General features: G+C 72.3%; 21 protein-coding genes and 1 pseudogene. 9 read left to right on the top strand and 13 right to left on the bottom strand.

Annotated features, from left to right (window positions below; all coding sequences use genetic code 11):
• Positions 1–139 precede the first annotated feature (139 nt).
• Complete coding sequence (locus ACF09E_RS23035) at positions 140–2,353, top strand: FG-GAP repeat domain-containing protein (protein ID WP_392206794.1); 2,214 nt, start codon at positions 140–142, stop codon at positions 2,351–2,353.
• Between the two features lie 57 nt (positions 2,354–2,410).
• On the opposite strand, the gene ACF09E_RS23040 is transcribed toward ACF09E_RS23035, so the two are convergent.
• A complete protein-coding gene (locus ACF09E_RS23040; protein WP_392206795.1) occupies positions 2,411–4,540 on the bottom strand; it encodes a SpoIIE family protein phosphatase in 2,130 nt (709 codons plus the stop codon).
• A gap of 171 nt (positions 4,541–4,711) precedes the next feature.
• On the opposite strand from ACF09E_RS23040, the gene aspS reads away from it, so the two are divergent.
• Complete coding sequence (gene aspS / locus ACF09E_RS23045) at positions 4,712–6,520, top strand: aspartate--tRNA ligase (protein WP_392206796.1); 1,809 nt, start codon at positions 4,712–4,714, stop codon at positions 6,518–6,520.
• Between the two features lie 153 nt (positions 6,521–6,673).
• Here aspS and ACF09E_RS23050 read toward each other — a convergent pair whose 3' ends face one another.
• From ACF09E_RS23050 to ACF09E_RS23085, 8 genes are all read right to left on the bottom strand, one after another.
• Complete coding sequence (locus ACF09E_RS23050) at positions 6,674–7,207, bottom strand: SMI1/KNR4 family protein (protein ID WP_392206797.1); 534 nt, start codon at positions 7,205–7,207, stop codon at positions 6,674–6,676.
• A 14-nt stretch (positions 7,208–7,221) separates the two neighbouring features.
• On the bottom strand, positions 7,222–7,641 hold the full coding sequence (locus tag ACF09E_RS23055) for an Imm50 family immunity protein (RefSeq protein WP_392206798.1): 420 nt from the start codon (positions 7,639–7,641) through the stop codon (positions 7,222–7,224).
• Entirely contained in the window at positions 7,628–8,134 is a 507-nt protein-coding gene (locus tag ACF09E_RS23060; RefSeq protein WP_392206799.1) for an Imm50 family immunity protein, read from the bottom strand. Before ACF09E_RS23060 ends, ACF09E_RS23055 begins: the two co-directional genes overlap by 14 nt.
• A 97-nt stretch (positions 8,135–8,231) precedes the next feature.
• Positions 8,232–8,672, bottom strand: coding sequence for a hypothetical protein (locus ACF09E_RS23065; protein ID WP_392206800.1), 441 nt, complete (start codon positions 8,670–8,672; stop codon positions 8,232–8,234).
• A gap of 120 nt (positions 8,673–8,792) precedes the next feature.
• Positions 8,793–9,188, bottom strand: a complete 396-nt coding sequence (locus ACF09E_RS23070; RefSeq protein ID WP_361850666.1) for a hypothetical protein — start codon at positions 9,186–9,188, stop codon at positions 8,793–8,795.
• Between the two features lie 192 nt (positions 9,189–9,380).
• Positions 9,381–10,265 (bottom strand): hypothetical protein, encoded by an 885-nt coding sequence (locus ACF09E_RS23075; protein ID WP_392206801.1) that lies wholly within the window; start codon positions 10,263–10,265, stop codon positions 9,381–9,383.
• A 54-nt stretch (positions 10,266–10,319) separates the two neighbouring features.
• A complete protein-coding gene (locus ACF09E_RS23080; protein WP_392206802.1) occupies positions 10,320–11,195 on the bottom strand; it encodes a helix-turn-helix domain-containing protein in 876 nt (291 codons plus the stop codon).
• A 341-nt stretch (positions 11,196–11,536) separates the two neighbouring features.
• Entirely contained in the window at positions 11,537–11,968 is a 432-nt protein-coding gene (locus tag ACF09E_RS23085; protein ID WP_392206803.1) for an ATP-binding protein, read from the bottom strand.
• Positions 11,969–12,122: 154 nt separating this feature from the next.
• On the opposite strand from ACF09E_RS23085, the gene ACF09E_RS23090 reads away from it, so the two are divergent.
• From ACF09E_RS23090 to ACF09E_RS23105, 4 genes and pseudogenes are all read left to right on the top strand, one after another.
• Positions 12,123–12,998 carry a helix-turn-helix domain-containing protein gene (locus ACF09E_RS23090; RefSeq protein WP_392206804.1) on the top strand — a complete coding sequence of 292 codons (876 nt, stop codon included), beginning with the start codon at positions 12,123–12,125 and terminating at the stop codon, positions 12,996–12,998.
• Positions 12,995–13,204: a DUF397 domain-containing protein gene (locus ACF09E_RS23095; RefSeq protein ID WP_388801887.1), complete on the top strand. Its 210-nt coding sequence runs from the start codon at positions 12,995–12,997 to the stop codon at positions 13,202–13,204. The genes ACF09E_RS23090 and ACF09E_RS23095 overlap by 4 nt, the downstream gene beginning before the upstream one ends.
• A gap of 167 nt (positions 13,205–13,371) precedes the next feature.
• Positions 13,372–13,938, top strand: a complete 567-nt coding sequence (locus tag ACF09E_RS23100) for a Uma2 family endonuclease (protein WP_361850649.1) — start codon at positions 13,372–13,374, stop codon at positions 13,936–13,938.
• A 136-nt stretch (positions 13,939–14,074) separates the two neighbouring features.
• A pseudogene (locus tag ACF09E_RS23105) lies at positions 14,075–14,296 on the top strand (DoxX family protein); the annotation flags it as partial.
• Between the two features lie 69 nt (positions 14,297–14,365).
• On the opposite strand, the gene metG reads toward ACF09E_RS23105, so the two are convergent.
• A complete protein-coding gene (gene metG / locus ACF09E_RS23110) occupies positions 14,366–15,970 on the bottom strand; it encodes a methionine--tRNA ligase (protein ID WP_392206805.1) in 1,605 nt (534 codons plus the stop codon).
• 88 nt (positions 15,971–16,058) lie between these two features.
• On the opposite strand from metG, the gene ACF09E_RS23115 reads away from it, so the two are divergent.
• Together ACF09E_RS23115 and ACF09E_RS23120 are read left to right on the top strand one after the other, a co-directional pair.
• Positions 16,059–16,715: a response regulator transcription factor gene (locus tag ACF09E_RS23115; RefSeq protein WP_392206806.1), complete on the top strand. Its 657-nt coding sequence runs from the start codon at positions 16,059–16,061 to the stop codon at positions 16,713–16,715.
• Positions 16,712–17,824 (top strand): ATP-binding protein, encoded by a 1,113-nt coding sequence (locus tag ACF09E_RS23120; RefSeq protein WP_392206807.1) that lies wholly within the window; start codon positions 16,712–16,714, stop codon positions 17,822–17,824. Before ACF09E_RS23115 ends, ACF09E_RS23120 begins: the two co-directional genes overlap by 4 nt.
• A gap of 4 nt (positions 17,825–17,828) precedes the next feature.
• On the opposite strand, the gene ACF09E_RS23125 is transcribed toward ACF09E_RS23120, so the two are convergent.
• From ACF09E_RS23125 to ACF09E_RS23135, 3 genes are all read right to left on the bottom strand, one after another.
• A complete protein-coding gene (locus tag ACF09E_RS23125; protein ID WP_392206808.1) occupies positions 17,829–19,547 on the bottom strand; it encodes a methyltransferase in 1,719 nt (572 codons plus the stop codon).
• Between the two features lie 326 nt (positions 19,548–19,873).
• Positions 19,874–21,061 carry a 4-hydroxybenzoate 3-monooxygenase gene (locus ACF09E_RS23130; RefSeq protein WP_392206809.1) on the bottom strand — a complete coding sequence of 396 codons (1,188 nt, stop codon included), beginning with the start codon at positions 21,059–21,061 and terminating at the stop codon, positions 19,874–19,876.
• A gap of 234 nt (positions 21,062–21,295) precedes the next feature.
• Positions 21,296–23,410: a VWA domain-containing protein gene (locus ACF09E_RS23135; protein WP_392206810.1), complete on the bottom strand. Its 2,115-nt coding sequence runs from the start codon at positions 23,408–23,410 to the stop codon at positions 21,296–21,298.
• Between the two features lie 257 nt (positions 23,411–23,667).
• On the opposite strand from ACF09E_RS23135, the gene ACF09E_RS23140 reads away from it, so the two are divergent.
• Entirely contained in the window at positions 23,668–25,734 is a 2,067-nt protein-coding gene (locus ACF09E_RS23140; RefSeq protein WP_392207080.1) for a PhoX family protein, read from the top strand.
• Positions 25,735–25,759 lie beyond the last annotated feature (25 nt).

The following is a 25,759-nucleotide window of genomic DNA, read 5'->3' on the forward strand; positions in this document are numbered from 1 at the left end:
TCGCAGACGGCGCCGCCGGGTCCCCTCGCGCAAGGCCTTCACCGCCACGCCCCCCCCGGGTCGCGTGCTCCGAGGCAGGGACCGGACGCCTCCCGCGCCGCTCCCCCCCATGTCACCACCTTCGGAAGGCACTGCACGCGTGAAGCACCGCACCTCCGGCCGCCGGCTCGCCGCCGCGGTTCTCACCCTGTCCACGGTCACGGCCGTGACGGGGGCCCTCGTCACCGTCCCGGCCGCCGCCGTCGTCCCCGCGGCCGTCGCCGAGGCCGCCGCCGCGGCGACCCTGCCGGTCGGCACCGACGTCGTCAGCGTCGGCGACACCGGCTACCTGACGTCCCGCGAGGACGCCGCCGGCGCGACCGTCATGGAGTGGCGGAAGGCGGACGGTTCGGTGGAGCCGGTCGGCGGCGCCACCGTCGGCCACGACAGCAGGTCCGACTTCCTCGTCACGGGCGAGGAAAGCGGCCCGATCACCGTCCGGGACATGACGGCCTCCGCCGCCGCGCCCGTCACGGTCGACCTGGCCGCCGAGTTCGCCGCCGGCGCCAAGCTGGTCGGCGTGATCGGCCGGGACCTGTTCGTCCAGGTCCCCCGCGGGGGGAACTACCACGACCTGTGGCTGTACACCCCGAACGGCGAGCAGACCAGGAAGGTCAAGCTCTCCGGATACGGCAACCACGTGAGCTTCAAGGTCGTCGCGTCCGCCGGCAACGACGCCCTCGTCCTGGTCACCACCCGGTACGAGTCCGGTGCCACGTTCCGGTACCAGGACTCGCTCGGGCTCGTCGACCACGTCCACGGCACGTCCCTCCGGCACGAGCGGGACACCGGCAAGCTCGTGACGGCGGCCGGGGGCGCCCTCACCTTCGACTACTTCGCCCGCGTCGAGGCCCGGTCCGACGGCAACAGGATCATCGTCGACCGGGCCGGCAGGCTCCCCAAGGAGATCCCGCTCGGCACCTTCAGCCAGAAGGCCGTCGTCGTCGGCATCGTCGGCGACGTGCTGCTGTACGGCGTCCCGGGCGAGGCGGCCGGCCAGTCGATCAGCCCGCTGTACGCCGTGGACCTCTTCAAGGCCGACGCCCAGCCGTACGAGCTCCTGGAGCGCTTCTCCAGCGTCGCCCACGCTCCGGACGGCGCCGTGCACGTGCGGGGCGTCAAGGACGACGCCGACGGTCTCTACCGGCTGTTCGGCGGCGTCCAGGGCAGCGTCCCCGAGGTGACCCGGGTCGCGAGCACGGGCCGCGACTTCGCCGTCCACGTCCTGGACTCGAAGATCCCCACGACGGTCGACCTCCAGCAGCCGGGCACCCCGGTGCGGTGGGAGTGGACGATCTCCCGCCCCGCCTTCGCGATGCTGACGCTGACGCACGTGGCCACCGGCAAGAACATCACCCTGCCCGGCCCGGACGACCGTTCCACGCGGCCGGTGATGGAGTGGGACGGCACCATCGACGGCGTCGTCGCCCCGAACGGGGCCTACACCTGGCACTTCGTCGCCATCCCCAACGGCATCGGCAGCGCCGCGCGCGCCACCGGCACGTTCCGGGTCACCCGGCAGGCCAACCCGCACGACTTCAACGACAACGGATCGACCGACCTGCTCGCGCGGGACTCCTCCGGCACGCTCTGGCGGGACGACCTGTCCGACGGGCCGGTGGACGGCCAGTACGCCTCGGCCGGCCGGTCGGCCGTCGGCGGCGGCTGGACGGGGTACAAGCACATCGAGGCGGTCGGGCAGATCGGCGGCGCCCCCCACGGCGACCTCGTCGCGGTCGACGCCAAGGGCGATCTGTGGACCTACCTCGCCAAGGGCGACGGCACCTTCGCGCCCCGCGCGCGCGTGGGCGGCGGCTGGAACGCCTACGACAAGATCACGGGCGGTTCCGACCTCGACGGCGACGGCCGGTCCGACCTGGTCGCCACCGCCACCGACGGCGTCGCGTGGCTCTACAAGGGCACCGGCGACTGGACGAAGCCCTACGCCTCCCGGGTGCGTCTCGGCAGCGGCTGGGGCGTCTACAACCAGATCACCGCCGTCGGGAACATCGCGGGGGCCGCCGCCGGCGACCTCGTCGCCCGCGACACCGCCGGCGTCCTGTGGCTGTACCTCGGCAAGGGCGACGGCACCTTCGCCCCGCGGACCCGCGTCGGCAGCGGCTGGAACATGTTCAGCCGGCTCGTCGGCGCCGGGGACGTGGACAACGACGGCCGCCCGGACCTGATCGGCTACGGCCCGCAGGGCACCTACCTCTACCGCTCCACCGGCAACTGGCAGAGCCCCTTCACGCGGGTGAGCACGCGGCTCTACGCGGGCCCCGGGGAAGGCAGCGCCTACAACGACATCGCCTGACCGCACCACCCTCCTGTGGGGGGCGGGCCCGGCCCGTCCCCCTCAGGCGCCCCCGGGCTAGCCGCAGCAGCCCCGTCCCGAGTCCGGCCCGTTCGGTTCGTTCAGTTCGAACCAGATGGCCTTGCCCTCGCCCCGCGGGTCCACGCCCCACGCGTCCGCGAGCATCTCCATCAGGACCAGCCCGCGCCCGCTCGACGCCATCTCGCCGGGGTGCCGCTTGTGCGGCAGCTCGTCGCTCCCGTCGGAGACCTCGACGCGCAGCCGCCGCGCCTTCTCCCCGCAGGCGACCTCGGCGACGAGCAGCGCGTCGCCGTCCGTGTGGACCAGCACGTTGGTGACCATCTCGGAGACCATCAGGACCGCCGAGTCGAGCTGCTCCTCGTCCCGCCAGTCGTGCAGCAGCTGCCGCACCTGCTCGCGCGCCGCGGCGATCCGCTCCGGCTCGGCCTGCGCGATCGTCATCAGCGTGCGGCGCGGGGCCTCCGTGAGCGTGCCGACCGGCCGGCGGGACAGCAGCAGGACGGCGATGTCGTCCTCGCGGCGGTCCGCCAGCGGCCCCGTCGTGTGGTGCGAGCCGGGGCCGTGGACGGCCTCCACGAGCGTGTCGGCGAGCGCCTCCAGGTCCTCGCCGTCGTGGGACTCCAGCAGCCCGCGGACCCGCTCCCAGCCGCTGTCGAGGTCGTGCCCGCCGGTCTCCAGGAGGCCGTCGGTGCAGATCATCAGGGTCTCGCCGGGTTCGAGGGTGAGCCGCGTCGTCGGGTAGTCGGTGTCGGGGTCGATGCCGAGCGGGAGGCCGCCCGCCGTCGGCCTGAGGAGAACCGTTCCGTCGTTCATCCGCACCGCCGGGTCCGGATGCCCGGCCCGCGCGATGTCCACGGTCCCGCTCTCCAGGTCGACCTCCAGGTAGAGGCAGGTGGCGAAGCGCGGCCCGGCCCCGCCGTCCCCGTCGTCGCCGTCGGTGATCCCGTACAGGAAGCGCGAGGCGCGGGAGAGGACGGCGTCCGGCCGGTGGCCCTCGGAGGCGTACGCGCGCAGGGCGATCCGCAGCTGGCCCATCAGCCCGGCCGCCCGCACGTCGTGGCCCTGGACGTCGCCGATGACGAGGGCGATGCGCCCGGAGCCGCGGCCGCCGGTGCGGGAGGTGCCGCCGGGCAGCCGGATCATGTCGTACCAGTCGCCGCCGACCTGGAGCCCGCCGCCGGTCGGCACGTACCGCGCGGCGACCTGGATGCCGGGGACCCCGGGCCCCAGGACCGGCATCATCGTCCGCTGCAGTCCCAGCGACAGCTCCCGCTCGGACTCGGCCACGCCCGCGCGTGCGAGGGCCTGCGCGAGCATCCGGGCGACCGTCGTCAGCACCGAGCGCTCGTCGGGGGTGAACGCCACCGGATGCTCGAACGCCGCCATCCAGGCCCCCATCGTCCGGCCGGCGACGACCAGCGGCACGAAGGCCCAGGACCGGCGCCCGAAGCGCTGCGCGAGCGGCCAGGTGACGGGGAAGCGGCGCAGGTACTCGTCCGGGCTCGGCAGGTAGATCGCCCGGCCCGTCCGCGCGACCTCCGCCGCCGGGTAGTCGGTGTCGAGCGACATCGACGAGAACGGGCCCTCGTCGCCCTCGCTGTGCCCGTGGTGGCCGATCACCGTGAGCCGGTCCCCCGCCACCCCGAAGACCGCGAGCCCGTCCGGCGAGAACCCCGGCATCGACAGGGAGGCCGCCACCCGCAGCACCTCGGCCGTCGACCGGGCCTCCGCGAGCGCCCGTCCCGCGTCCAGGAGGAACGCCTCGCGGGACCGGCGCCAGTCGCCCGTGACGGGGGTGCGCGCCGCGGTCCCCGGCACCTGCTCGGCGACCTCCTGGAGGGTGCCGACCAGCTCGTAGTCGTTCCCCCGGACGAGCGGCTTCGACCGGCTCCGCACGGTCCGGATCACCCGGCCGTGCTCGTCCATGATCCGCAGCCGGGCCTCGGCGAGCGTCCCCTCGGCGACGGCGAGGTTCACGACCCCGTCGATCTCGTTCCAGTCGACGGGGTGGAACCGCGAGCGCACGGCCGCCTCGGTGAGCCGGACGGGTTCCGCGGGCAGCCCCAGCAGCCGGGCGGCCTCGGCGTCGAGCGAGACGATCCCGGACGCGTTGTCCCAGCGCCACAGGCCGGTCGCGATCGCGGCCAGGACGTCCTCGGTGCGCATTGCCCCACTTTATGAATATCGGACACCAGATCGCCACTGAGCGTATTCGAAAACCGATCTTGGCCCGGCCGGTACTCTGGGTGGGTCTGCCCGTGTGTCCTGTGACGTCTGTGACAGGGGCCACAGGGCGGTCGCCCCAGACCCGAGATCCCGAAGACTGGATGAACGACGATGCATCGGTACAGGTCCCACACCTGCGGCGAGCTCCGCGCCTCTGACGTCGGCACCGACGTCCGGCTGAGCGGCTGGCTGCACAATCGGCGCGACCTGGGCGGCATCCTCTTCATCGATCTGCGCGACCACTACGGCATCACGCAGCTCGTCGCCCGCCCCGGCACCGCCGCGGCCGAGGTCCTCGACAAGCTGACGAAGGAGACCGTCGTCCGCGTGGACGGCAAGGTCGTCTCCCGCGGCGCGGAGAACGTCAACCCCGAGCTGTCGACCGGCGAGATCGAGATCGAGGCCGCCACGGTCGAGGTCCTGGGCGCCGCCAAGCAGATCCCCTTCACCATCAACGCCGACGACGGCGTCAACGAGGAGCGGCGCCTGGAGTACCGCTTCCTCGACCTCCGCCGCGAGCGCATGCACCGCAACATCATGCTGCGCTCCGCCGTCATCGCCGCCATCCGCTCCAAGATGGTGGCCCTCGGCTTCAACGAGATGGCCACCCCGATCCTCGCCGCGACCTCCCCCGAGGGCGCCCGCGACTTCGTCGTCCCGTCCCGCCTGAACCCGGGCAAGTTCTACGCGCTGCCGCAGGCGCCGCAGCAGTTCAAGCAGCTGCTGATGATCTCCGGCTTCGACCGGTACTTCCAGATCGCGCCCTGCTTCCGCGACGAGGACGCCCGCGCGGACCGTTCGCCGGGCGAGTTCTACCAGCTCGACGTCGAGATGAGCTTCGTCGAGCAGGAGGACGTCTTCCAGCCCATCGAGAAGCTCATGACGGAGCTCTTCGAGGAGTTCGGCGGCGGCCGCCACGTCACCTCCCCGTTCCCGCGGATCCCGTTCCGCGAGTCGATGCTCAAGTACGGCAACGACAAGCCCGACCTGCGCACCGACCTCGAACTCGTCGACATCTCCGACGTCTTCGAGGCCTCGGAGTTCAAGGCCTTCGCCGGCAAGCACGTCCGCGCGCTGGCGGTCCCGGACACCGGCGACCAGCCGCGCAAGTTCTTCGACCAGCTCGGCGACTTCGCGGTCTCGCTCGGCGCGAAGGGCCTGGCCTGGGTACGCGTCGGCGAAGGCAACGCGCTGACCGGCCCGATCGCCAAGTTCCTCACCGAGGAGAACGTCAAGGTCCTGACCGAGCGCCTCGGTCTGGAGCCCGGCCACGCGATCTTCTTCGGCGCGGGCGAGTTCGACGAGGTCTCCAAGATCATGGGCCCGGTCCGGGTCGAGGCCGCCAAGCGCGCCGGCCGCTTCGAGGAGAACGTCTTCCGCTTCGCGTGGATCGTCGACTTCCCGATGTACGAGCGGGACGAGGAGACCGGCAAGATCGACTTCTCGCACAACCCGTTCTCGATGCCGCAGGGCGGTCTGGAGGCCCTGGAGACCCAGGACCCGCTGGACGTCCTCGGCTGGCAGTACGACATCGTCTGCAACGGCATCGAGCTCTCCTCCGGCGCGATCCGGAACCACGAGCCCGAGATCATGTTCAAGGCCTTCGAGATCGCGGGCTACTCGCGCGAGACGGTCGAGCAGGAGTTCGCGGGCATGCTCCGCGCCTTCGAGTACGGTGCCCCGCCGCACGGCGGCATCGCCCCCGGCGTCGACCGCATCGTCATGCTCCTCGCCGACGAGCCCAACATCCGCGAGACGATCGCCTTCCCGCTGAACGGCAACGCCCAGGACCTCCTGATGGGCGCCCCGACGGAACTGGACGAGGCCCGCCTGCGCGAGCTGAACATCCAGCTCCGCAAGCCGGTCGAGAAGAAGACGGTCGACATCACGGACGCGGTCCACCCGGACGCGGCGCGGTAGTCACCGAAACGCACGGAGGGCCCGGACTCCTCACGGATCCCGGGCCCTTCGGCGTACCCGCCCGCTTGTGCGGCGGTGTCAGGGCGCTGATTCCGTTCCCGTTTCCAGGCGCTCACGGTGGGACCACAGAGGGGCCGTCGGTTCTCCACGGCCTCAGCCCGCCCGGAGGCGGCGGAACGTATGAGTGGCGAGCGGGAACGAGGAGGAGATAACGCCCGAGCGCAGCTCTCCTTCCAATGCGGCCGCCAGGAACCGCGTGCACGAGACGGGGAAGTGCTCCCACCGCCCGCCACGCGCCTCGTTCACCATGACGGTCCACCGCTCCGGGGGAACGCCGGGCAGGACGAGCCAGTACAGACACTCTCCGTTGTCCGTGACCGCCCACGGGATCACGCGGGCTCCCTCGGCCTCCAGCTCCACCGGCTTCTTCTCGAACTCCCAGAGGCCTTCCAGGTCCTCGGTCTGGTTCCGGGCCCATGCGGCGAGGTCGTAGTCGTCATTCGGACAGCCGGGTTCGAGGACGTACAGGTAGTCGTCCCAGTGGCCTCCGCCGTAGACGCGGACGAGTTCCTTGTAGTCACAGGGAAGCGTGGCACCGATCGTGCGCTCCACCTCGTCCCAGCTCTTCGTGTGTGGCTCGTCCGGCGCCGGGACGATGGCGAGGAGACGGGCAAGGGCGTCGGTCATGGCGTGCTCTCTCCTCACGGTGCCGTCGCGGCGAGATAGGGGCGGACCCGGGACACGCCGGACGTGGACGCCGTGAAACCGAGCAACGACCCCGGTCCCTCCAGGGTGACCACGAGGCCGGTGGCACCTGCGGCACGGCGGAGTCCGACCGTCGCGTGGCGGGCGCCGGCATCCCAGCCCGCTATCCGGAGGCCCTCCACTCCCGTGAACTTCAGGTGGAACTCGACGGTGTTGTACGCCTTCTCGGCCCACGCGGCCGGTGGACGCGAGGGCAGGACGTTCGTGTCGAAGCCCAGCGTCACCGACGACCCCCGCTCGTCGATCTGTACGTAGAACACCTCGCACGCACCACCGTCGAGGCTCGGCGGCGTCGCGTAGAGGTCGGTGATCGTCTCGGCGGAGTCGACGAGTGCCGTCCAGTCAGAGTCGTCCATGGAAGGTCTTCTCCTCCGTGGCAGGGATGGTCTGGAAGCGCAGGGCGTCGATCCGTCGCGAGAACACATGACGATCGCCGTCGTCGCCGCCGTCCCCCGAGGCCCGGAACGCGCTCACGTGCCCCACCAGGACGGAATCGCTGCTGGTGAACCCGAGGTCCACCCCGGACCCTGTCACCCGCACCCGCATTCTCCGCCGCTCGTCCTGGAGGTCCACCGCGAGGGCGGCCCGGTGCACGGGCGGGTTCCACTCCGTCAGCGACAGCTCCTCCACTGCGAGGAACTGCAGGTGGCACTGGACCGTGTCCACCCCGTGCTCCTCCCATTCCGGTGGAACCGAGGCCGGGAACGAGGAGAGGTCCACGCGGAGCGTGACCGTCGGCCCCCGCCAGTCCACGTTCAGCGAGCGCAGCCGAAAGGTGTCCAAGGGCGGGTTCGCTCCGTAGAGGTCCTCAAGGACCTCGGCATTCACCGGAACGGGGATGGCGGACATCGGTGCAGCCTCCTCCGTGTGGAACGGACCGCGCAACTCGACGGACGTGCCCAGCCGGCGCCCTGACGGGTTCAGGCGCTCGCGTCTCCGCGGACGCTCACGCCGACGCGGTCCGGAATCGCTCCAGCGAGGAGGCGAGGTCACGGGCCGCGCCGCTCTCGGCCGGGAGCCGTGAGAGGAGGCTCCGTTCCAGTTCCACGGCCGACCGCAGGACCGCCTCGGCCAACTCGCCGGGCCGGCAGCTCCCCACGGGGGTCCCGTTCGCCGACACCGTCACCACCCCGTCGCCGTCACGCCGGAAGTCGAGCCGGAACGAGGAACCGGTGCCCACGAACGAGGCCGTCGTCATCTCCCCGGAGACGAGCGGCCGGACCGAGTCGAGGAGCACCGCCACGGACAGGTAGATCATCATTCCCTGATCGGGAACATGCCCCGCCGACCCCACCGCTCCGCGCTCTCCCTCGCACAGGACGTCACCGAGGTCGAACTCGTCGGCCTCCCCCTGCTCGGGGCGCACGCTGAACGTCAGTGTGATCACGGGCCGTAGCTCCTCTCCGCGCGTGTTGCGCCCGAATCCCGGACGGATTCCGGGCCCTTCCAGAGCCCCACGAGCGCCCTTGATCCTTGGTGGGTCTGCATGTTGCTTCCGAGGTCCGTGTCAGACCCGAATCCGCGTACAGGTGAGCTGCTCTTCGTGATCCAGGACCACGACGGTGGGCAAGGGCTCGTCAGTGAGGACGACGAGGTCGTCCATCGCGGGATACCAGAGGTCGTCGATCGACTGAAGCAGGAGCGCGACGCGGATTCTGGCGGCTACTCGGTCGGCAGGCCAGGCGGCCAGCACGATCTCGCCGGCCCCCTGGAGACGAGCCCCGACGGCGGTACGGAGCTGCGGGACGGTTGCCTCCGACAGGTCGGCCCGTCCCTCCGCGTCGTGGCGAATCCTGACGAGGTCGCTCAAGGACCCCCCGATGGCCCGAACGAATTCGTCGAACATCTCCGGGCTGCTCTCGGCTCCCAGTGCTTCGAGGGTGCTGGCGAGCTTAGGCGGCATGTATCCCCTGATCTCTTCGTGCGGCGAACCTTCAGGTGCTTCGTCAGTTTCCCGCCGGCTCCACGGAACACGCCTGCGCGAGGGCCCGGCTCTTCGGTCACGGGCCGCTCGTCGTACGCCCGCCCGCTCGTTTCCGGAGCGCGCCGGAGGAGCGCGGATCGTCATGTCGCCGCGGCGTGGGTGGTCGCCGGGCTACTCGTTCGCGAAGATCTCCTCGGCCGAGTCCGCCGTGACCGCGCGCATCAGCCAGGCGCGCAGCGTGTCGGGGTCGTCGCAGCCGGTGACGCGGCCGCGGACGTCGTCGGTCACCGCGATGCCGCGCTGCTCCAGGACCAGCAGTATGGCGTCGGCGCTGGCCTGGGCACGACCCTCGGCGCGGCCCGCAGCCCGGCCCTCGGTCCGCCCCTCGTCCCGGATCTCCTCCGAGAGGTACGACTTGTAGAAGGAGAGGTCCACGGTCACCAGCGTCCTCCAGAGGTCCTGGGCCGGGCGCTTGCTCAGCCCCTGTGCGGTGAATTCGATGATCGGGTCGGCGACGCTCTCGGGAACGTCCCGCAGAGCGGTGGACAATGCCTTCAGTATGGCACCGATGTCCGGATCGCCCGCGTGCGTAATGGCCGACAGGGTGGCCAGCGCGAGATCCTCGCCCGCCCTGACCGGATCCGTGATGACGGGCATGTTGTGCGGTCCCACGACGATCGGCCGGATGCTGAGAGTCGGCATGTACGCCGGTCCGCTGGCGGCGGGCCGGGCGGCCCACTCCGCCGTGGCGCGGTCCTGGCAGACGACCAGCAGCGCGGTCGGCAGCGCGTACTTCGTCCACAGGTACGAGACGTAGTACGCCCAGCTCGCGGGCTTGGACGGGTCCTTCTTGCCCTGGGCCTCGATGGCGAGGAGGAGGGAGCCGTCCTTGGCGCTGTCGAGCCGCAGCAGGGTGTCGACGCGGCGTTCGACCGGTCGGGTCTCGGTGAGGTCGTTCGGCAGGACGACCGCATCGACGACGACCGGCAGGGGGAGATCCAGCACGTCCTTCAGACGGCTGAAGAGGTGGAGGTCGTGCCGGAAGATGTGGTGCATCGCTTCATGCAGAGGGTTGACCACGGGGTTCCTCGGGGTTCGGTCGGCGGGTGGTCATCTGCCGCAGCCGCCGCAGTTGCCCGGTTCCGGGGCTCGGTAGGCGCGGTCGCAGGTGTCGCAGTTCTGGAGGGGGTGCCGGACGGCGGGCTGCTCGGGTGGGCGGAACGGTGGCAGCGGCGGTAGTTGGGCCGTCAGGCGGTGGGCCAGGAGCGCCGCGGGGCGCCGGAGGGGGTCCTGGGGGAGCGCGGCGGTCAGTGCCCGGTGGACGGCTTCGGGTGGGTACTCCCGTTCCAGCCAGGTCACGACGCCCGGCGCGAGGTGCTCGGCGTCGGTCGCGGAGACCAGCAGGCGGGGATCCGTGCGGCGCAGGCCGGAGAGGACGCCGATCGCCGTCCTGAGCAGGTCGGGCGTCGGGTAGGCGGGCTGGGGAACGGCCGGCAATGCCGCCCGCCGACGCGGTGCGCCCTGCTCGCGCCGCCGTGGCGGAGGGTCCGCCTCGGGCCTCTGCGGCGGGCCGTCGCCCTTCGCCGGGCGCGGCGCGGCACCGCTCGTGCGGCGCGGGCCGCCGCCCGTTCGGCCCGGTCGGTTGCACGAGACCGTGCGCGTCACCACCCGCCCGCTCGCCGTCCGTTCCTTCGTGCGCCGCAGATAGCCGTGGGCCTCCAGCTCCCTGAGCGCCCCGGCGATGCGGGTTGTTCCCTCGGGGAATCGGGCTGCGAGGCTCCTGATGTCCACCGGCGATCCGGCCGGCAGTGACTGGATGTGCGTCGCCAGTCCGATCGCGACGAGCGACAGCGCGAGGTGCTGCGCCAGGTGGTTGCCGACTACCGTGAACTGCGTGGTGTGGCGGGCGTTCTCGTGCACCACCCCACGGGAAATCCCCCGCGAGAGTCGGTTATTGGCCCCGTCACCGGACAGGGTGGGTGTCATCGCGCTACGGTTTTCTTCATCCATCGGGAAGCCTCTTCTTCCTTGCTGGTGAGGCCCTCGCATCGGGATTGCCGTCCCGGGCGAGGGCCGACGCATGTCTGCGTCCTGGTCTGTTGGGCAGAGCGTAGATCAAGCAACCCACCGCAAAGCCAGCCGACTTGGGCATATTCACCCTCGCGAGTGAGGCCCGCTCCAGCGGGAGGAGGGGTGGGGTGTGGTTCGGTTTCTTTCCCCCGGTGGTCGTTTCTTGGGAGACCGTCCAGCCGACCGGAGACCGCGATCGCGGGGTACGGTGACCAAGCCCTTCGCGCAGGTCAGCGCGGTCGGCGGGGTCAGCGGGGTCAGCGGGGCGGCAGGTCGAGTTCCGCCCAGACCGTCTTCCGGGGTACGGGGCCGCGTTCGACGCCCCACCGGTCGGCCAGCGCCTCCACCAGAAGCAGCCCTCGCCCCGACTCGCCCTCCACGCCGACCGGTCGAGCCCGGGGCGGCTTCTCGCCCCGGGTGTCCGTCACCTCCACCCGGAGCACCCCCGGTCGTGACAGGAGCGCGAGCCGGAAGCTCCGGCCGGTGACCCGGCCGTGCGTCGCCGCGTTCGCGGCCAGTTCGGCGATCACCTGTGTCGCCGGATCCGTCACGCCGTACGGCACCTCCTGATCCCGCATCCACTCGACGGCAAGCAGCCGCGCGAGCCGGGCCCCTCGGGGCGTGGGGGACAGGGGCACGCTGAAGTGCCGGGTAGGCGCGTGTACTTGGGTGATGTTCTGCTGATTCACATCACCGAGCGTGGCTGCCCCCGCATAGCCTGAACAGTCACGACGCCGATGCGTACGGTGACTGTCCGGCGCTTGTCCACTGCTGTCCGGGCTGTCCGGACCCTCTTCACGGGTAGGGGCGTCGCGCCATGAAGGGGCGAGGGAAGGGTGCGGTATGTCGGTGGATGGTGCGGCACAGCGGCTCAAGACCGAGGCGGACGAGCCGGGGTGGGAGGTCGACCCGGACGACGACTGGGGTGTGGCCGTGGTTGCCACCGTGGGGCGGCAGCTGCGGCTGCGGAGGGAGTCGGTCGGGATGCGGGCCGCCGAGCTGGGCACGGCCACCGGATACGGCGAGGACCTCATCTACAAGATCGAGAATGGCAAGCGGATCCCCCGCCCGGAGCTCCTGGACAAGGCGGACGAGGTGTTGGGCGCCGGTGGCCTGCTCTCGGCCATGAAGGAGGACATCGCCAAGGTTCGGTACCCGAAGAAGGTGCGCGATCTGGGTCATGTCGAGGCGAGAGCCGCTGAGATCGGTGTGTACGTCTGCAACAGCATCAGTGGGTTACTGCAGACGCCCGACCATGCTCGTGCCGCATTCGAGTCGCGGCAACCTCCCTACTCACAGGCTGAGGTGGAGCGGTTGGTGGCGGCTCGGGTGGCTCGGCAGTCTGTCTTCGAGCGGGACCCGGCGCCTTCGCTTGGCTTCGTGCTGGAAGAGGCGCTGCTGCGGCGCCCGCTCGGAGGCACAATGGCGTGGCGGGGACAACTCGAACGTCTGCTGGAGGTAGGCAGGTTGCGTAACGTCACGCTTCAGGTGATGCCGACGCACGTAGAGGTCCATCCCGGGCTGGACGGCAAGATCGAGCTGCTGAAGTTCGCGGACGGTACTGCGACGGGCCGCTCCGACGGTGCGTTCAACGGTCGGCCTGTCACGGATCCGAGGCAGGTACGCATCCTTGAGCTGCGCTATGGCACGATCCGGGCTCAGGCTCTCCCGCCCCGGGAGTCGCTGGCCTTCATTGAGCAACTGCTGGGAGAGACATGATCCACAAGGTCGCAGCCGGGGACGCCTCCGAACTGGCTTGGTTCAAGAGCAGCTACAGCGATGGCAATGAGGGTGACTCCTGCGTCGAGGTGGCCACCACCCCCGCCACCGTCCACGTCCGCGACTCCAAGAACCTCGGCGGCCCGCAGCTCGCGTTTCTCCCCGGCACCTGGGCCGGCTTCGTCGCGTACGCGACGGCCGGTTGATCCCGCCACCCCGTCTCCGTAACCCACATGAGTGAGGAGCCCGGATCTCTCGGTCTCAGGCTCTTGGCATATGCCACGGTGTCGGCATGGCGACTGCGACAAACCCGGCTCCCCGGACTGGGGAGCACGTACCGTGGAAGGCACCACCGATCTGGGAGGAGTCTGCCGTGAGCGTCCTGACGCAGGAGGGCTTCGAAGAGCTCGCTCGTGTTGGCGAGCGCGTGGACGAATCTCTGCGTCTGGAGTTCATCGACGGGAAGATCGGGGAGAAGGCCGTGCCGGATGGCGACCACGGGCGGATCATCGCCTGGCTGACGCGACTGTGCATGCAGGCCGACCCGGACCGGTGGCTCTACCCCGATCAAGGGCTGAGGGTCGAGAAGTACCGCAAGGGCAACGCCCGGCCCGACGGCTGCCTCGTTCCTCTGGACGCCTTCGTCGGGCAGGGCGAATGGGCGAGTGCCGACGGTGTCCTGATGGTCGTCGAAGTGACCTCCGGCGACTCCGACACCGGTCACCGCGACCGTGTCGAGAAGCCGCGTGCCTACGCCGAGGCCGGTATCCCCGTCTACCTGCTCATCGACCGGACCACCTGCGAGGTCAAAGTCCACTCCCAGCCCGACGGCGAGCGGTACGAGATGGTGGCGACCGTGCCCTTCGGCAAGACGGTCACCCTGCCGGAGCCGGTGGGGATGGAGCTGGACACCGAACCGCTCAAGGACTGGGTTCGCTGAGTTTCTTCGCGCGGGCCGTCACACATCCCCTCCCCGTTCCGTCAGTGCTGTGTCCGGCTCGGTCGAGGCGGACGTTCACCGGACGAGGAGCCCGCGATGTTCACCGAGATGTCCACCACCGCTGTCGTCGTCACCGCCCCGGTCCTGGTGGAACCTGCTCGGGGCCGCCAAGGTCGCCGGGGCCCTCGGGCTCGTCGCCGGGTTCTTCGTGCCGGTCGTCGGGGCCCTCGCCGCGATCGGGCTCGTCCTCTACTTCGCCGGGGCCGTGATCACCGTGCTCCGCGCCCGCGCCTACGGCCACGCCGCCTTTCCGCTGGTCTACATGGCGCCCGCCGTCGCCGCCCTCGTCCTCGCCTGACAGACGAAAGAGGCCGCCACCCCCGGAGCACCCGGGGCGTGGCGGCCTTCCTCGTACGACCTGCGGACGTCAGTCCTTCTTCTCCTCCAGGCGCGGGAACAGCACCGCGCCCTTCGTCACCGTCGCGCCCGCGGGCAGCTGCCCCCACGTGCCGGCGGACTGCACCGGCTGCGCGGCCAGGGCGCCCAGGGACGCCTCGGCGCCCAGCGAGTCCCACAGCGCCTGCGAGGTCTCCGGCATGATCGGGTTCAGCAGGACGGCGACCGCGCGGAGGGACTCCGCGGCCGTGTAGAGGATGGTCGCCAGGCGGGCGCGGCCCGCCTCCGACTCGTCCTTCGCGACCTTCCACGGCTCCTGCTCCGTGATGTAGCCGTTGACCTGCTTCACGAAGTCGAAGATCGCCAGGATGCCGCCCTGGAAGTCGAGCTCCTCGCCGATCTTGGCGTCGGCGGTCGCGACGGCCTTGGCCAGGCCCTCGTGGATCGCCTTCTCCGCGTCGCCGTCGGCCGTCGAGGCCGGCAGCGCGCCGTCGAAGTACTTGCCGACCATGGCCGCGACGCGGGACGCCAGGTTGCCGTAGTCGTTGGCCAGCTCGGACGTGTAGCGGGCGGAGAAGTCCTCCCACGAGAAGGAGCCGTCCTGGCCGAACGCGATCGCCCGCAGGAAGTACCAGCGGTACGCGTCCACACCGAAGTGCGAGGTCAGGTCCTGCGGCTTGATGCCGGTCAGGTTCGACTTCGACATCTTCTCGCCGCCGACCATCAGCCAGCCGTTGGCCGCGACCCGGCCGGGGACCGGCAGGCCCTGCGCCATCAGCATCGCCGGCCAGATCACCGCGTGGAAGCGCAGGATGTCCTTGCCGATGAGGTGGACGTTCGCCGGGAAGGTCTCGTCGAACTTCTCCGGGTTCTCGTTGTAGCCGACGGCCGTCGCGTAGTTCAGCAGCGCGTCGATCCACACGTAGATGACGTGCTTCTCGTCCCACGGCACCGGGACGCCCCAGTCGAACGTCGAGCGCGAGATGGAGAGGTCCTCCAGGCCCTGCTTGACGAAGTTCACGACCTCGTTGCGGGCCGACTCCGGCTGGATGAAGCCCGGGTTCGCCTCGTAGAACTCCAGGAGCTTCGGGCCGTACGCGCTCAGCTTGAAGAAGTAGTTCTCCTCCTTGAGGATCTCCACCGGCTTCTTGTGGACGGCGCACAGCTTCGTGCCGTCCTCGGCCTCGATGAGGTCGCCGGGGAGCTTGTACTCCTCGCAGCCCACGCAGTACGGGCCCTCGTAGCCGCCCTTGTAGATCTCGTCCTTGTCGTACAGGTCCTGCACGAACTCCTGGACGCGGTCGGTGTGACGCTTCTGCGTGGTGCGGATGAAGTCGTCGTTCGCGATGTTCAGGTGCTCCCAGAGGGGCTTCCACGCCTCCTCGACGAGCTTGTCGCACCAGGCCTGGGGCGTGACGTCGTTCGCCTCGGCCGTGCGCATGATCTTCTGACCGTGCTCGTCCGTGCCGGTGAGGTACCACACCTTCTCGCCGCGCTGACGGTGCCAGCGCGTGAGCACGTCGCCTGCGACGGTCGTGTAGGCGTGGCCCAGGTGAGGAGCGTCGTTGACGTAGTAAATGGGGGTCGTGACGTAAAACGCCTTCGCCCCCTGCTTCTCGGATCCAGTGGCCGCCATGGTCGAAATCCTAACGGTCGTACGAAGATCCACTCACATCCATATCCCGGGGGCGGACGTCCGGCCGGGCCCGGGGAGGATGGCAGGCATGCGCGTACTGGTAGCCGAGGACGAACGCCCCCTCGCCGAGCTCCTCGCCACCGGCCTGCGGCGCGCGGGCTTCGCCGTCGACACCGTCCACAGCGGCGACGCCGCCCTCGACCACCTGGGACTCCATCCCTACGACGTCCTCGTCCTCGACCGCGACCTGCCGCGAGTCCACGGCGACGAGGTCGCCCGGCGGCTCGTCGCCGACGGCTCCCCGACCCGCATCCTCATGCTGACCGCCGCCACCGCCACCGAGGACCGCGTCACCGGCCTCGACCTGGGCGCCGACGACTACCTCGGCAAGCCCTTCGAGTTCCCCGAGCTGGTCTCCCGGGTCCGCGCCCTGCGGCGCCGCGCCGCCCGCCCGCCGCTGCCCCCGCTCCTGGAGCGCCACGGGCTCCGCGTGGACACCGTCCGGCGCACCGCCCACCGCGACGGCCGCGACCTCGACCTCTCCCCGAAGGAGTTCTCCGTCCTCCAGATCCTCCTGGAGGCCGACGGGGCGACCGTCTCCGCCGAGGAGCTCCTCGACCGCGCCTGGGACGCCCACGCCGACCCCTTCACCGGCGCCGTCCGCGTCTGCATGAGCAAACTGCGCGCCAAACTGGGCGCCCCGGCCCTGATCAGGACCGTGCAGGGCGTGGGGTACCAGCTGTGACGCCGGGCGGCGGCGCGGCCGGGTACCTGGGGGCCGGCTCCACCATCCGGACGCGGATCGCGCTCGTGTACGGGGGCGCCTTCCTCGTCCTGGGGACCGTGCTGCTGCTCGTGGTGAACCTGCTCGTGCTCGCCGGCACGGACGACGAGACCGACGCGATCGTGGCGCGCGCCGGCGGCGCCGGCGACGCCGCCGCCTTCGTGACGGCGGACGAGCTGGGCGAGGACATCGGCCGGGCCGCAGGCGAGCAGATGCTCATGTGGTCGAGCCTCGCCCTCCTCGTCACCGCCTGCTGCGCCGTCGTCGTGGGCTGGTGGACCGCCGGGCGCGTGCTGCGTCCCGTGCACGAGATGACCGCCCGCGCCGGGCGCCTCTCGGAACGCAACCTGCACGACCGGATCGCCGTCCGGGGGCCCGACGACGAGCTCAAGGAACTCGGCGACACGATCGACGCGCTCCTCGGCCGGCTGGAGGCCGCCTTCGACAGCCAGCGCCGGTTCATCGCCAACGCCTCCCACGAGCTCCGCACCCCGCTCGCCACCCAGCGGGCCGCGATCCAGGTCGGCCTCGACGACGACTGCGACGTCCGGCAGGTGCTCCTCGACGCCAACCGCCGCAGCGAGCGCCTCATCGACGGCCTGCTGCTGCTCGCCCGCAGCGAGCGGGGACTCGCCGAACGGGAGGACGTGCCGCTCGGGGAGCTCGCCGGGGAGGAGTGGGCGGACGCGTACGTGGTGGGCGACGGCGGGCTCGTCCGGGGCAGCCGGGTGCTGCTCGGGCAGCTCGTGCGGAACCTCGTCGCGAACGCCGTCGCCTACAACCTGCCGGACGGGACGGTGGACGTACGGGCCGAGGGCGGGGTGCTGACCGTGACCAACACGGGGCCGGTCGTCCCGCCCGACGAGGTGCCCGGGCTGTTCGAGCCGTTCCGGCGCGGCGAGGGGCGGGACCGGATGGGCCCGGGCGCGGGGCTCGGACTGTCCATCGTCCGGTCGATCGCGGTGGCCCACGGCGGCGGGGTCCGGGCGGTCGCCCGGGGCGCGGGGGAGGGCGGCGGGCTGGTGGTGACGGTGACGCTGCCGGTCACCGCCACCGCAGCCGCCTCCTGACGCGCTACCGCCGCCGGGCGTGCAGGACGTGCGCCTCCAGGGGGAGCGGGCTGTGGCCGACGAGGATGAGGCCGGCGTCGGCGAGCAGCCCGGCGTACGCGGCGGCCGTGCGTTCCCGGCCCCCCGTGTTGCACATCATGTGGAGGTCCCACGCGGTCGCCAGGGACGGCGAGGCGTCCACCGGCAGCAGCCGCTCCACGATCAGCAGATCGGCCTCCGGCGGCATCGCGGCCGCGCAGTGCCGCAGGATCGTCCGGCTCCGCTCGTCGTCCCAGTCGTGCAGGACCCGGGAGAGCAGGTACACGTCCCCGTCCGACGGCACGTCCGCGAAGTCGCCCGTCCGGAAGGCGCACCGGTCCGCCAGCGCGCCGAGCCGGTCCCGGGCCGCCTCGACGACGTGGGCGCGTTCGAGGAGGACGCCGCGCAGGGCGGGGTGCGCGGTCAGCAGCCGCCCGAGGAGCTCCCCGGTGCCGCCGGCGACGTCCACGACGGTACGCCCGCCGGGGGCGGCGGCCGCCGCCGTGAGGACCGGGTGCCGCGGCAGCGGGTCGAACATCGGGGCGCTCGCCGTCATGGACCGGTCGAAGCGGGCGGCCAGCTCGGGGTCGCGTGCGAAGTGGTCGAAGTGGTTCTCGCCGTACCGGTCCTCGAATCCCGGCTCCCCCGTCCGCACGGTGTGCGCCAGCCGTCCGAAGGACTCGTAGAACGGACCCCCGTACATCAGGGCCAGCGCCCGTACCGAGCCCTCGGCGTCCTCGCGCAGCAGCAGCCCGGCCTCCGTCAGCCGGAACGCGCCCCGCGCGCCGGGGTCCTCCGCCACCACGCCCGACATCGCGAGGTAGCGCAGCAGCGTCGCCAGGTTCTCCGCTCGCGCCCCCACCACCGGCGCCAGCTCCTCGGGCCTCCGCGCGGTGGACGGGCTCATCGCCTCCGGCAGCCGCAGCTCCGCGCAGGCCGCGAGGGCCTGCGTCGTCCAGGCGCCGGTCAGCAGGCGGAGGAGCGTTTCCGCCGGGTGGCCGTCCCGGCGCTCCACGAGGTGCTCGGCCAGCACGTCCCGGTGGTCGCCCCGCGCGTACAGCTCCACCCGCCGGTAGGGCGTCTTCGTCTCCTCGGGCGCGGCGAAGTAGAAGACGGTGCCGTCCTCGTGCGGGTTGTAGCCGCCGCCGTCCGGCGTCGCGCCGTGCCGCAGGAAGCCCGCCCGCAGCCCGCGCAGCACCAGCGGGTCCGGCCGCTCTACGTCGAAGGCCAGGTGCGCCTCCCGGTCGGCGGTCCGCTCCTCGGCGGCGATCGCCGCCACCGTGCCCGCCGGATCCGTCAGCACGAACACCTCGACCGCGCGCCGCTCGCCGCCCGGCCCGTGCACCGCCGGGCGGACGATCCGGACGTCCAGCTCCCCGGCGTCCAGCGCGTGCCGTGCGGCCAGCCGCTCCCGCACCACGACGCTCGGCCGCGCCTCGCCGTCCGGGGACAGGCCGGCGGCGGCGAGCTCCGCCCGGAGGACCCGCTCGTCGGGCGGGGAGACGAGCAGCGCGGCGTGCGCGAACCGGCAGCGCTCGGTCGTCGCCCGCAGCTCGGGGCCGTCGAGTCCGGGCAGGACGCGGGCCAGCAGGTCGGACGTCTCCTGCTCCCGTACGAACGCGGCGGCGGCCCGCAGCCGCTCGACGTCCGCGGAGGCGGCGGGTGTCGGGACGCCGGCGACCTGGGCCGGGGTGGTGCTCGTCATCGTGGGGCTTCCTTCGAGGGAGAAACGGAAGAATCGGATGAAGTCGGGCGGGTGGAGGGCAGGGGAGGGGGAGCCGCGGCCCCGGGGCGGGTCGGGCTCGGTCGTCGCGGAGCGGTTCCGGTCAGGGCGGGGTCGAGTGGGGGGCGTGCGGTGGGGGATAGGGCGGGGCCGAGTGGGGGCGTGCGGTGGAGGGGGCAGGGCGGGGCGGGCCCCGGGCGCGGGCGCGTGCGGGCAGCGCGGGGCGGGGCCGGTGGCTCGTACGGGCGGGAGCGCGCGCCGGTCTCCGGGGTGGAGCGGGGGGCCTGGGCCTGTCCCTGCCCCGGGGGTCAGACGCCGACGTAGTTCTCGGCGAACCAGTCCTGCTGGGCGGGGGAGCTCCGCAGCGCCGCCATCCGGGCGTGCCGCAGCCCCTCCTGGAAGGGCGAGACGGCGCCGTCGGGTCCGGGGGCCCGGTGGAGCAGCCGGATCATCCAGTGCGAGAACTCCTGCGCGCGCCAGATGTGCGCGAGGCACCGCTCCGAGTATCCGTCGAGCCCGTCCGGGTCCCCGCGCAGCAGGTCGTCGGCGAGGGCCTCGGCGAGGAGTTCGGCCTCCAGTACGGCGAGGTTGGCCCCCTTCGCGGCGGAGGGGCTGATCAGGCTCGCGGCGTCACCGACCAGGAACAGCGGCCCGTGGCGCAGTGGTTCGAGGACGTCCGACTCGAAGTCGACCACCGTCCGCTGGAGGATGCTCCCCCGGGTCAGCGGCCCGAACTCCCCGGCCCGCATGCGCAGGTCGAGCTCGTCCCACACCCGCTCCTCGGACCAGTCGTCCGGGACGGTGCCGCGCGGGCACTGGAGGTAGTAGCGGGTGACCTCGGGCGAGCGCGCCATGTGGCCGGCGAAGCCCCGGGCGTGCGTGGCGTAGCCGACGGCGTCGAGGCTCGGGGGCGCCTCGGCCAGCAGGCCGAGCCAGGAGACCCCGTGGTCGCGGTGGTGGCGCCGGACCGCGCCCGGCGGCAGGGAGCGGCGGCCCGCGCCGTACCGGCCGTCGCAGGCGGCGACGTACCGCGCCCGCCAGTGCACGGTGCCGCCGTCCGGCTCCCGTACGGCCACCGAGGGGCGAGGCCCGTCGAGGCCGGTCACGTCGAGCGCCTCGGTGTCGAAGCGGATCCGTCCGCCGGCCCCCAGGAAGAGCCGGACGAGGTCGGTGACGAGGTCGTGCTGGGGATAGACGGTGTGCGGTTCGCGCGGGCCGAGGTGCGCGTAGTCGAGGCGGAAGCGGCCGGCCTCGGTGCGGAACTCGCAGACGCCGTGCTCCTGCCCGCGCTTCCGCAGTCCCTCGTCGAGACCGTGCCGGGCCAGCACCCGCGTCGTGTGGGGGACGAGGAAGCCGGCCCGTGCCCTCTGCTGTACGTGCTCGCGGCTCGCCCGTTCCAGTACGACGCAGTCGACGCCGCTGCGGAGGAGGAGGTTTCCGAGGACCAGTCCGGCGGGGCCCGCGCCGAGGATGACCACGTCGGCGGAGCGGGTCATGTCCGTTGCGCGTAAAGGGCTTTGACGTTCTGTCACGAGAATGGATCTTAGGGGCGGGGAAACTCAGCGGGCGCTGAATATCACCCGAATGCCGCACAGCGAGAAAAGGATTCTGCCGGGGAGGGCCGTCCCGAGCGTATCCGGCCGCCGGCGGACCGCGCGTACGGCCGCGGGCCGGGTCCGGGAAGATCCCGGACCCGGCCCGCGCCGTTCGAGCCGACGGCTCGGGGTCCCTCAGAGTTCCAGGCCCGCGAGCAGACCGCCGTAGAAGGCCGCGTGCGCGGTGCCGGACGGGGCCGTGCCCGCGAAGTACGTGCCGGTACGGGGCGTGCCGTCGAGCTTCCGGACGAAGTCGAAGGCCTTGTTGCCCTCCTCGCCCCAGACCACGAACCGCCAGTGCAGCGGACGCTCCGCCGCCTCGGCCAGGGCCTGGGCGGCGGCCGTCTTCGACTCGGGCGCGCCGTCGGTCTGGAAGACGACCAGGGCGGTACGGGACGGATCGGCCTTCTCGTGGTGGGCGAGGACCTCCTCCACGGCGCGGTGGTAGTTGGTCCGGCCCAGCCGGCCGAGGGTGGCGTTCACCTCGTCGATGCGGGTGGGCGTGAGGTCGGCGGGGGTCAGGTCGACCGTCCCGTCGATGTCCGTGGAGAAGAACACGGTCGTGACGGTGGCGTCCTCGTCGAGGTGCGCCGCGAGCGCGGTCACCTGCTCGGCGAGCCGCTGCACGGACCCGTCCTTGAAGTACCCGCGCATCGAACCGGAACGGTCCACCACCAGGTACACGGCGGCCCGCGCCCCGGCGAGCCCCTGCGCCCCGAGCTGCACGGCGGCGGCGGCGTGGGCGTCCGCGAGGTGCGCGGGAACGGGGGCCTGCGGCGTGACGACGGACTCCGCCAGGGCGGGCTGCGGCGCGGCGACGGGCGCGGCGGTGACGGGCTGCGGCGCGGCGACGGGCGCGGCGGTGACGGATTCGGGCTCGACGGCCTGGACCTCGACGGGCTCGACGACCTCGACGGTCTCGGCCTGCGGCTCGGCGGAGAGTGCGGCGGCGACGGGCTCGGGCTGCTCGGCCTGAACCTCGACGACCTCGACGACCTCGACGGCCTGGACCTCGACGGGCTCGACGGCGGGCTCGGGCTGCTTGGCCTGGACTTCGGGGACCTCGACGACCTCGACGGCCTCGACGACCTCTACGGTCTCGGCCTGCGGCTGCTCGCCCTCGGGCTCCTCGGCCGGGGCGGCGTCGGTGACGACGGCCTCGACCGGGGCCGCCTGCTCGGCCTCGGGCTCCCCGGCCGGCTCCGCGGCGGGCTCGCTCTCGACGGCGTCGGCCGGGGCGACCGCGTCGGCCGCCTCGGCCTGCGGCTCCTCAGCGGCCGACTCCGGCTCGGCCACGCCTGCGACGGCCTCGGCCTGCGGCTTCTCGACGGCCTCGACCTCGGGCTCCGCGACCGGGGCGGAGTCGGCGGCGACGGCCTCGACCGGCGTCCCCTTCGGCTCCTCCCCGGCCTCCGGCACCGCGGCGGCCCCGGCCTGCTCCGTCTCCTCGGCGACGACGGCGGCCTCGGGCTCCGTCTCGGCGACGGGGGTCGCCGCGGCCTCGGGCTCCGTCTCGGCGACGGGAGTCGCCTCCGCGTCAGCGGCCGTGTCGTCCCCAGCGGCCTCACCGCGTGCGTCGGCTGCGGCGGTGTCGGCTCCGGTGGTCGCCACGGCCTCGACCGCGTCGCTCCCGCTCTCGGCGGCCGCGGCCTCGACGGGCGCGTCGGCCGCGGCCTCGTCACGGGCGGGTACCTCGGTGGTGTCGACCGGCGCCTCCGCGGGCGCGTCGGCGGCGGGCACCTCGGTGGTGTCGACCGGCGCCTCCGCGGGCGCGTCGGCGGCGGGCACCTCGGTCGTGTCGACCGGCGCCTCCGCGGACTCCTCCCCGGCGGCAGCCTCGGCCGTGTCGACGGGCGCCTCCGCGGGCTTGTCGGCCTCGGTGCGCGCCGTCTCCCCGGCGGCAGCGGTCGCGTCCGCCCCGGTGGACTCCGGCGTGTCCGTCCCGGTCGCCGCGGCCACCGGCTCCGGCGCCGCCGACGCGGTCTTCGCCCGTGCCCGCGGGATCTGCGGGTTGTCGAACGACGCCGCCACCAGGTCGTCCGCCGCCCGGCGCGCCACCGCGTCCGACGCGTCGCCGGTCCCGGACGACTCCGTCGACCTCGCCGGTTCCGGCACCGTCGCCGCGGCGGGCTCCGCGGCCGTCCCCGTCGACGTGGTCTCACGCGTCTGGGGCGGGACGACGGAGGAGGTCGCCGGGGATTCCTCGCGGTCTCGGCCGAACACCTTGCGCAGCATGCTCCGAATACCCATGGGCGAACCCTTTCGCATGAGTGGGGTGCGTGTGAATGTCCGTACTGGGCGTTTCGGGACGTTCATCCCTGGCCAGGGCGGACACGTAAGGTTAGCGGCCGCCCCTCCCCTCCTCGGTGACCCGGTCGCCCCCGGTTGCCGTGCATTCATTCGGCGTTCACCCCAGCGCAGTCCCTGTGCAGATGTGCGCACTTAGCGTCGCCGCCGAAGGATTACCCGACACCATGTCGGCGCAGTGTGCGCCGGAGGAGGACGAAGTGCGCAAACTGCTGCCGCTGCTGAGCACGAACCCGCACGGAAGCGGTCGTTCCGCTCTCACCTGCCGTTACCGCTGCGGTGACGCCTGCTTCCACGAGGTCCCGAACACCAGCGACAACGAGTACGCCGGCGACGTCATAGCCGGTGTCCTCTCCCGCCGTTCGGCGCTCCGCGCCGCCGCCGTCGTGACGGTCGCCTCGGCCGCCGGAAGCGCCGTCGCCCTCGGCACCGCGCCCGACGCCGTCGCCGGCCAGGAGACCTTCGGGCACGGGCACGGGCACGGCCACGGCAAGGCCGACGGCGCCCGCGGCCTCCGCTTCACCCCCGTCGCCCCCAACACCGCCGACAAGGTGACCGTCCCCTCCGGCTACGCGCAGAACGTGGTCATCCGCTGGGGCGAGCCGATCCTCCGCGGCGCCCCGGCCTTCGACTCCGAGAGGCAGACGGCGAAGGCCCAGGCCGGGCAGTTCGGCTACAACAACGACTTCCTCTCCCTGCTGCCGCTGCGCGGGGAGCACGACCGCCAGGTCCTCGTCGCCAACCACGAGTACACCGACGAAGTCCTGATGTTCCGCGGCTACGACGCCGCGAACCCGACCCGCGAGCAGGTCGAGATCGCCTGGGCCGCGCACGGCCTGTCGGTCGTCGTGGTCCAGGAGGAGCGCCGTACCGGCAGGCTCACCCCGGTCACCCGCCACCACCTCAACCGCCGCCTCCACACGACGAGCCGGTTCGAGCTGACCGGCCCCGCCGCCGGCAGCGACCTGCTGAAGACCTCCGCCGACCCCCGGGGCCGTTTCGTCCTCGGCACCCTCAACAACTGCGCCGGCGGCACCACCCCGTGGGGCACCACCCTCCACGGCGAGGAGAACTTCAACCAGTACTTCGCCAACGGCTCCAGCGCCACCGACAAGCGCTACGGCGTCGGCACCGGCGCCACCGAGCGCAAGTGGGAGCGGTTCGACAAGCGCTTCGACCTCAAGCAGGAGCCGAACGAGGTCCACCGCCAGGGCTGGGTCGTCGAACTCGACCCGTACGACCCCGAGTCCACCCCCAGGAAGCGCACCGCGCTCGGCCGCTTCAAGCACGAGGCCGCCCAGCCCCGGCTCACCGCCGACGGCCGTCCCGTCGTCTACATGGGCGACGACGAGCGGTTCGACTACTTCTACAAGTTCGTCTCCAGCAGGCGGATGAAGAAGGGCGACTCGCGGGCCGCCCGCGAGCACAACCTCACCCTGCTCGACGAGGGCACGCTGTACGTCGCCAAGCTGACCGGCGACTCCCCGGCCGCCGAGATCGACGGCACGGGCAAGCACCCCGCCGACGGCGAGTTCGACGGCTCCGGCGTGTGGATCCCGCTGGCCACCGGCGACGTCTCGCACGTCCCCGGCATGACCGCCGAGGAGGTGTACGTCTTCACCCGCGTCGCCGGTGACAAGGTCGGCGCCACGAAGATGGACCGCCCCGAGGACGTCGAGCCGTCCCCGCGGACCGGTCGCGTCTACGTGGCGCTCACCAACAACACCGACCGCGGCAAGCCCGGCAAGGCCGGTGCCGACGAGGCCAACCCGCGCAACCTCAACAAGCACGGGCAGATCCTCGAACTCGCCGAGCACTGGGACGACCCGTCCTCGGACGGCTTCGCCTGGCGCCTCTTCCTGGTCGCCGGCGACCCGAACGACCCGGCCACCTACTTCGCGGGCTACCCCAAGGACAAGGTCTCCCCGATCTCCTGCCCCGACAACGTGGCCTTCGACCCGCACGGCAACCTGTGGATCTCCACCGACGGCGCCCAGCTCGGCTCGCACGACGGCCTGTTCGGCGTCGCCACGCAGGGCGAGCGCCGCGGTGAGCTGAAGCAGTTCCTGACCGTCCCCAGGGGCGCCGAGACCTGCGGCCCGCTCATCCAGGACCGTCGCGTCCTGGTGGCCGTGCAGCACCCGGGCGAGATCGACGGCGCGTCCGTCGAGAACCCTAAGTCGGAGTGGCCCGACGGACCGGGCCGGATCGTCCGCCCGTCGGTCGTCGCCGTGTGGCGCACGGACGGCGGCGACATCGGCGTCTGAGCCGCGGGGAGGGCCCGGGGGCCGG

This window comes from Streptomyces sp. NPDC014891, assembly GCF_043081085.1.
GTDB lineage: Bacteria > Actinomycetota > Actinomycetes > Streptomycetales > Streptomycetaceae > Streptomyces.